This is a genomic window from uncultured Campylobacter sp. (assembly GCF_938018145.1).
In the GTDB taxonomy this organism is placed as follows: Bacteria; Campylobacterota; Campylobacteria; order Campylobacterales; family Campylobacteraceae; genus Campylobacter_A.
Genome location: NZ_CALIII010000163.1, coordinates 1 through 7,316, shown reverse-complemented (window position 1 = coordinate 7,316; position 7,316 = coordinate 1). Strand labels below are relative to the sequence as shown.

6 protein-coding genes are annotated in these 7,316 nt (G+C 49.0%); all 6 read left to right on the top strand.

The genetic code is table 11. The features are described from left to right. The coding region (locus tag Q0338_RS03730) for a DUF2892 domain-containing protein (protein WP_298085587.1) at positions 1-226 on the top strand (226 nt) is incomplete at its 5' end. Then, positions 220-393, top strand: coding sequence for a DUF2892 domain-containing protein (locus Q0338_RS03725; protein WP_298085586.1), 174 nt, complete (start codon positions 220-222; stop codon positions 391-393). The genes Q0338_RS03730 and Q0338_RS03725, both read left to right, overlap by 7 nt. 216 nt (positions 394-609) lie before the next feature. Next, on the top strand, positions 610-2,439 hold the full coding sequence (ciaB, locus tag Q0338_RS03720) for an invasion protein CiaB (protein ID WP_298085585.1): 1,830 nt from the start codon (positions 610-612) through the stop codon (positions 2,437-2,439). A gap of 216 nt (positions 2,440-2,655) precedes the next feature. After that, positions 2,656-3,072, top strand: a complete 417-nt coding sequence (locus Q0338_RS03715) for an acyl-CoA thioesterase (protein WP_298085584.1) — start codon at positions 2,656-2,658, stop codon at positions 3,070-3,072. Positions 3,073-3,679: 607 nt separating this feature from the next. Then, positions 3,680-5,938 carry a molybdopterin-dependent oxidoreductase gene (locus tag Q0338_RS03710; RefSeq protein ID WP_298085583.1) on the top strand — a complete coding sequence of 753 codons (2,259 nt, stop codon included), beginning with the start codon at positions 3,680-3,682 and terminating at the stop codon, positions 5,936-5,938. Between the two features lie 176 nt (positions 5,939-6,114). Then, entirely contained in the window at positions 6,115-7,134 is a 1,020-nt protein-coding gene (locus tag Q0338_RS03705) for an ABC transporter substrate-binding protein (RefSeq protein WP_298085582.1), read from the top strand. Positions 7,135-7,316 lie beyond the last annotated feature (182 nt).

Sequence of the window (7,316 nt, the reverse complement as noted above, 5' to 3'; positions counted from 1 at the left end):
TAAAGGAGAGAAAATGCAAAACGTCGGGATTTTAGATAAAACTATCCGCCTAGTAATCGCTGCGGTTTGGATATACGCATTTGGGTTCGTCTGCGAGTGCTGGCTGTGGCTGGTCGGTCTCGTGCCGCTACTGACGGCTGTTTACGGTTATTGTCCTCTTTATAAATTTTTTGGTATAAATACGTGTAAAAAATGTAAAAACAAAGAGGAGAAAACGCAATGCTAAGTAAGAAAACTAGGATAATAAGAGCGCTGATCGGACTAGCGATAATGATCGCTGGAGCGGTGTTTAACAGCTGGTGGGGACTGATAGGGCTCGTGCCCTTTATCGTGGGCGTGACAGGATTTTGCCCCGCTTGCTACTTTTTAAACCGCTGTTCGCTAAAGCGTTAAATTTAGCCGAATTTACTCGCGCGGGTTTAAATTTAATCTCAAATTTGAGTCCGCGCTTTGTTTTTGGATAAATTCAAATTTGAGCTTTATAAACCAATCTCTTTAGGGTCCAAATTTCGCCGTCCGAACTTTCAAATTTAACTCCCGCTTACTCATTTTTAACGCGATATGCATCAAATTTAAGCTAAAATACGCCAAATTTTTAAAAGGATAAACGTGAACGATTTTAAAAGATTAAACGAGCTAGTAGCGGCCGGTAAAGACGAGCTAAACGCGATGTATAGGCAGCTGGATAATCCTAGCGATGTCGTGCAAAATATGCTAAAAATCGCCGGATTTAAGGGGCAAAAGAGCGAAAAGGTAGCGGTTTTGCGCCGTATAGTCGATCTAAAGGTTGAGCCGCTAGAAAACGAGCTAAAAAAACAAGGCCGCGAGGAGGCCGCGATAGGTCGCATAAAAGACGAAGCTTTTGAGCTCGTGCGCGAGTTTTACGAGGCGCGTTTTGAAAAGCTTTTGGCGCGGGTAAAAGAGGAGAAAATAATAGACGAGTTTCATCAGGCGCTACTTAGCGGCATGCACGGCGCGGGGCTAGCGATGAACGCGTGGCAAAGCGCGTGGGACAGGCAAATCCTGCAAACGACGAATAAAGAATTCGAAGCTAAATTTGCAAACATGGCCGAAGCGATCAAATTTATCGACGAAAACCGCCTGTATCAAAAAGACGGCGGCGAAAAGGGCGAGCGAAGCTACGGCGCAGTTATGAAAAACGGCGAAAAATACGCTTTTGCGCCGTATGCCGCGGCCTTTGAAAACGAAGTAAAACGCGTGGCGGACGCGCTAGAGAAGCTAATCAAAAATCTAAAATCGCTAGCTACAAACGACGAGCAAAGAGCCTACGTAACGTACTTTGAAAAGCTAAAGGCGGCGTTTTGCGAGCGAGCAAACGACCGAGTGATCCCGGCGTGGCAGGATGCCGAGCGCGCGTGGATGGAGGTAAAAGGCCCGCTGCAGCCCGGCCATCCGCTCGAGTACTACGAGGATGCCTACACGCACGCCGTCGCGCTCGAGTGGGACGTTAGGCTAGCGGGTGCGAGCGATTTTGACGAGGAGAAGTTTAAAGCCAGCGTCATCCGCGCCTACGAGCAAATTTGCCGCGAGTGCGGGATAGAGGACGCTCTGCTCGCGCGCCAAGTCACGCAAAACGTCGCTAGAACGCAAACCTATATCAGCGTGCCGATGATCTACTACGGCGCAGAGCTAAACGGGCTTTTCTCCGCGCAGGTCGTGCCAAACGACGAGACCGTGAGCAAGGAGCGGGGCAAAAAGATATTCGCCTTCGTCGAGCACGTTTACGAGAGCGCCAAGGCGCGGCCGTTTATGAAGCTTAGCGGGGAGATTTTTTCGCGCGAGTTTTTGGACTACGGGCGCGAAATTTTGTTTAAAAAGCCGCAAATTTGGAAGAAAACCTACGAAATCTCCACGATCGGCCACGAGTTTGGGCATATACTTTTCGTCGGCACCGACACGGAAAAGGCGATGAACGCGGACGGCGAGTTTAAATTTATCGAGGAGTACAAGGCGACCACGGGCGGGCTGGTAAATTTCTTTATCGGCGGCGACGCGAGCTATGAGATGAGCGTATTTCACGAGCTGATCGCCCGCGCGGTCGGACTTATCGCGTGGCGCGAGGTCGATGAGGTGCGCGCGTACTACTGCGAGGGGCTCATACACCTTAGCCTGCTGTTTGACTCGGGCGCGCTTAGCTTTGAGGGCGGCGCTTTGGTCGTCAAATTTGACCGCGAGCACTACGCTAAATTTAAAGAAATCTGCCTCGAAAACTATAAAAATTTGGCGCTTCACTACGCAAGGCGCGCTCCTGCGGGCGAGTTTTTGGCGAGATTTTGCGAGAAAGATGGCAAAAGCTACCTGCCTAAACACGCGCAGGCAAGGGCCTTTGTAGAGCACTACTACGCCCGCTACAAGGCTATGGGAAACGAGCTTGACGAGAGCGGCGAATGGGAAAGGTGGCAAGCGGGAGAGAAATAGGGCGCGTTTACGACGTCAAATTTGACATTAGCTCGCGGCTGATTGGGCTGTAAGTTTGCCTTTAGTGAGCGGACCCGCACCTTTTTGACGCTAAATTTGGGTTATAAAGACGCGGGTTTTTCGAGTCAAATTTAACTCGGGCTTGACACAAAATAAGCCAAATGCGGCGGATTGTCGCTAAATTTGCAAAATTAAATAAAAATAGAAAGGATAAAAATGGAAAAAACATTAGAAGGCATGGGCGAACCGCGCATGAAGCAAGTCGCCTTGCCAAAAGATACCAACTCTGCGGGAAATATATTTGGCGGCTGGATACTAAGCCAGATCGACCTTGCCGGAGCTCAGGCCGCGCGAGAAGTGGCTCCCGAGCGCGTCGTGACGATCTCGATGCAAGAGATTATATTTAAACAGCCCGTTTTCGTCGGCGACGTCGTGAGCTGCTACGCCAAGATAACGGAAGTGGGCAACACCTCGATCAAAACCAAGATCGAAGTCACGGCGCAGCGGCTAAATGCGGCGGGCTTTCGCGAGTGCATACACGTGACATCCGCGATCGCGACCTACGTGAGCGTGACTAAGGACGGCGCGAAAAAACCGATCGATCCGGAGTTAAAAAAAGCGCACGGATTTTGATCCGTTCGGCTTAAGGGTCTGGAGCAAGCTGGCTCGCCAAGCTCTTTAATAACGCGTCAAATTTGACTCGGTTTTGCAGACTGACGGCTGGCAAACGAGTCAAATTTGACTAAATTTACGCGGCTTGCTCGCGAAATAAAATTTTGTTTTGCCGAGTCGGCGGTCAAATTTGACCGCCGAAACCCACTTTAAATTTGCCGTGCTCCAAAATAATTAAAAATAAATTTAACGCCAAAACGCTCGCCCTATCAGAAACGACTCAAATTTAATCTTGCAAATTTAACCGTTTTTGCTCGCTTTACGCCTCACAAACGGATCAAATTTGATTAAGCGTGGAAGTAGAATTTTAAGTTACATTAATACAATAACTAATTCTAATCTTAATAAAATCTCTCAATACGCCTTTATAAGTAACTAAAATGATACGCTAGAAATTGCGATTTTACAGCTATTTCGGCTTTGTTTACAGATATACAATATAAATTAAATCTTAAATTTAGAAACTGGTTTGTGATATTAAGAGAATTTATTATCTTTTAAGGACAAATATGCGAATATTTCATATTTAATAAATGTGCAAATTTTGCACATCGGGAAAGGAGAAAAAATGACAAAGACTGGCAAAGTCATATGCCCGTACTGCGGCACGGGCTGTCAGGTCGAGCTTCACGTCGAAAACAACGTGATAAGAAGCGCGCTTGGAGTGCAGGATAACCCCGTAAATCAGGGAAATCTGTGCTTAAAGGGCTTTTACGGCTGGGACTACGTGGGGGCGCCCGATAGACTGACAAAACCGCTAATCCGCAAAAAAGACGGCGTATTTAGCAAGGATGGAGATTTTGAGGAGGCTAGCTGGGACGAAGCGCTTGATCTAGTCGTCGCAAAGATGAAAGAGGTCAAGGAAAAATACGGCCCCGACGCGCTAGTAGGCAACTACTCGGCTCGCTGTACGTTAGAGGACAACTACGTCGCGCAAAAGGTAATGCGCGCCGTAATCGGCACGAACAACGTCGACCACTGCGCTAGAATTTGACACGCTCCGACTGTGGCAGGTCTTGCCAAAACAATCGGTAACGGAGCGGCGACAAACAGCTTCACGGAGATCGGACCTTATAGTAATTGTATCTTGATGATCGGCTCAAACCCCGAAAACGGCCACCCGATCGCGGCGATGCACATACAGCGCGCGCTAAACCGCGGCGCTAAGCTCATCGTGGTAGACCCGATAAAAACGGAATTTGCCAGCCGAGCGGACGTGCATTTGCAGCTAGCGCCCGAGCACAATATCGCGGTTATAAACTCGCTGATTTACGTTATTTTCGAGGAAAATTTAGTTAACTGGGACTTCGTAAACGAATGCACCAAGGGCGTGGAATACGTACGCGAAGCGGTCAAGGACTATTCGCCTGAAGCCATCGCTAGCTACACCAATCTAAACCCTGAGGACGTGAGAAAAGCGGCTCGCATGTACGCGACTATCCGTCCGGCCGTCATCACGCACGGTATGGGCGTCACGCACTTTAACCACGGCGTGGGCGCGGTTTGCGATATATCAAATTTATTCCTTTTAACGGGAAATATCTGCGAGCTAGGCAGCGGCGACCTACCGATACGCGGTCAAGAAAACGTCCAAGGCTGCTGCGATATGGGCGTGTTGCCAAATATTTTCCCAAATTTAGGCTCGGTAACCGATCCGAAACAGCGCGAGTGGTTCGAGCAGGTTTGGCATCTAGAGCCAGGCTTCCTAAACGGTAAAATCGGCATCCATAAAACCGAAGTGCCAAACGCCATCCTTGACGGCAGGGTGCACTTTTTCTGGACGATGGGCGAAAACCCGGTCGTAACCGACCCAAATACCAACCACTTCCTAAAAGCGATCTCAAAGGTCGATATGTACGTGGTTCAGGATATATTTTTAACCGAAACGTCGCGTAAAGCCGACGTCGTGCTACCGGGTGTGGCAAGTAGCGAAAAAGAGGGCCTCTACGCTAACGCCGAGCGCCGCGTCCAGCACAACGAGCACGTCATCACGCCTCCAGGAGACGCCAGACAAGACTGGTGGATCATCTGCGAGATCGCGCGAAGGCTCGGAGCGACAGAGGGATTTAACTTTAACTCGCCTGAAGAAATTTGGGAAGAAGTACGCAAGTGCGACCCTAGAAGATACGGCGGCATGAGCTACTACCGCATTAAAAAGCACCACGGGCTACACTGGCCGTGCCCTGATGAAAACGACATGGGTGGGCAGAGCCTATATCTAGACAAAAAATTCTTTACGCCCGACGGCAAAGGTAAATTTATCCCTTGCTTGCACGTAAAGAGCGTCGCAGATATCGAGCCGGCAAAAGCCGAGTTTGCTAAACGCGTAAATTTACCGCCTGAGTACGAAGTGATGGCCGGTAGCGTGGACGAGCCGACAGATGCCGAGTATCCGATACAGCTGCTAACTACGCGTAAAGTCTATCAGTACGCCGGCGGCGTCATGACTAGACGCTCAAAAGCTATCGAAGAGGGCGGCGACAGTATCGGGCCTATCGCGGAGATGAATCCTGCGCTAGCCGAGCGCTACGGCATCAAACAAGGAGACTTCATCAAAGCGTGGAGTAGATACGGCTACATCGTCGTCAAAGCAGACGTCACGGGCATCGTCCCGGACGGCGTCATCCAGATGACCTACCACTACTGGGAGAGCTGCTGCAACGAGCTAACGAGCAACGGCTGGGACTTCATCAGTAAGACCCCGACCTTTAAGGCCGCCATCCAGATCCAAAGGATCGAGGAGGATGAATTTTTGCGTATTCGCGAGCTAAAACGCATCAAATTCCAAACCAACAAGGTCATCTACGACGACTATCACCACGAGTGATTTTTAGCCCCGTTCGCAAACCGCTGGCGGGGCTGCTTAAATTTAGCTTTTAAATTCGCTTCTTGATTAAATTTTAAAAAATATATCTTATTTTAATATGCTTTTCTGTAATATTCCACAAATTTTAATATGCATTTTTGTAATATTATAAATTTACATTTCACAAGGAGCAAAAGATGAAAAAATTTCTCACGACGTTGCTTTTAAGCGCTATCGTCGCGCTAGGAGCCGAGGTAAAAACCGTCACCGATATGACCGGTAACGAGGTCAAAATCCCGGCCAAAACGCAAAAGATAGCCGCGCTTTGGCACGCAAACAACCAAGTGATCTTGGTGCTAGGCGGCGCGGATAAGATCGTAACTACGACCGATCTCATCAAGAAAAATAAGTGGTTTGCCGCGATTTACCCTCGCATCGCAGAGGTGCCGGCCGCGCTAAACGGCAACGACATCCAGATCGAGGAGCTCGTTAAACTAGCCCCGGACGTAGTCGTCGTGTCAAATAAAAATTTCCAAGAAAATCTTACTAAAAACGGATTTAACGCGGTAAACGCGATATTTCGCGACTACGACGATATGAAAAAAAGCGTGCTGCTAACGGCTGAGCTAATCGGCGGCGACGCAGCTAGCAAGGCAAAAGAGCTAAACGAAAACCTAGATGCAAACATCGCGCTAGTCACCGAGCGCACGAACAAACTAGACGACGCTGCGCGCCCTAAAGTGCTACACATCGTAGGCGGCGCGAACCTGCTAAAAATCGACGGCACCAAAACGATCATCGACACGTGGGTGAAATACGCGGGCGGTAAAAACGCGGTGCAAAAAGAGGGCAGCATGATAGAAATCACGGCTGAAGAGATCGTGGCGGCAGACCCTGATATCATCATCGTTGGCGGCGCGGATAACCAAAAAGCGGTTGAGAAAATCTACGCCGATCCCGTATTTGCAGGGCTAAAAGCGGTCAAAAACAAAAAAGTCTACGGCAACCCAAAAGGCGTGTTTAGCTGGGATAGATACGGCGCGGAGTCTGCGCTGCAAATTTTATGGGCGGCTACTATCGTTCAGCCGGAGCTCTTTAAAGACGTCGACGTAAAAGCCCAAACTAAGGCGTTTTATAAGAAATTTATGAACTACGACCTTAGCGACGCGGAGTTTGACTACATCCTAAAAGGGCTAAACCCGGACGGTAGCAAATAGTCAAATTTGAGCGATTTTGCCGGTAAACGGGCAAAATCAAAAGGAAGCAAAGATGAAAAAAAGGACGCTTGCATTTGGCGCGGCGGCTTGCCTGTGCGTAGCACTTAGCGCGCAGGCGGCGGATCTGAAATTTGACCCGGATAAATTTGAAACGCGCTCTATAAAAGCGGGCGAAAAAGAGG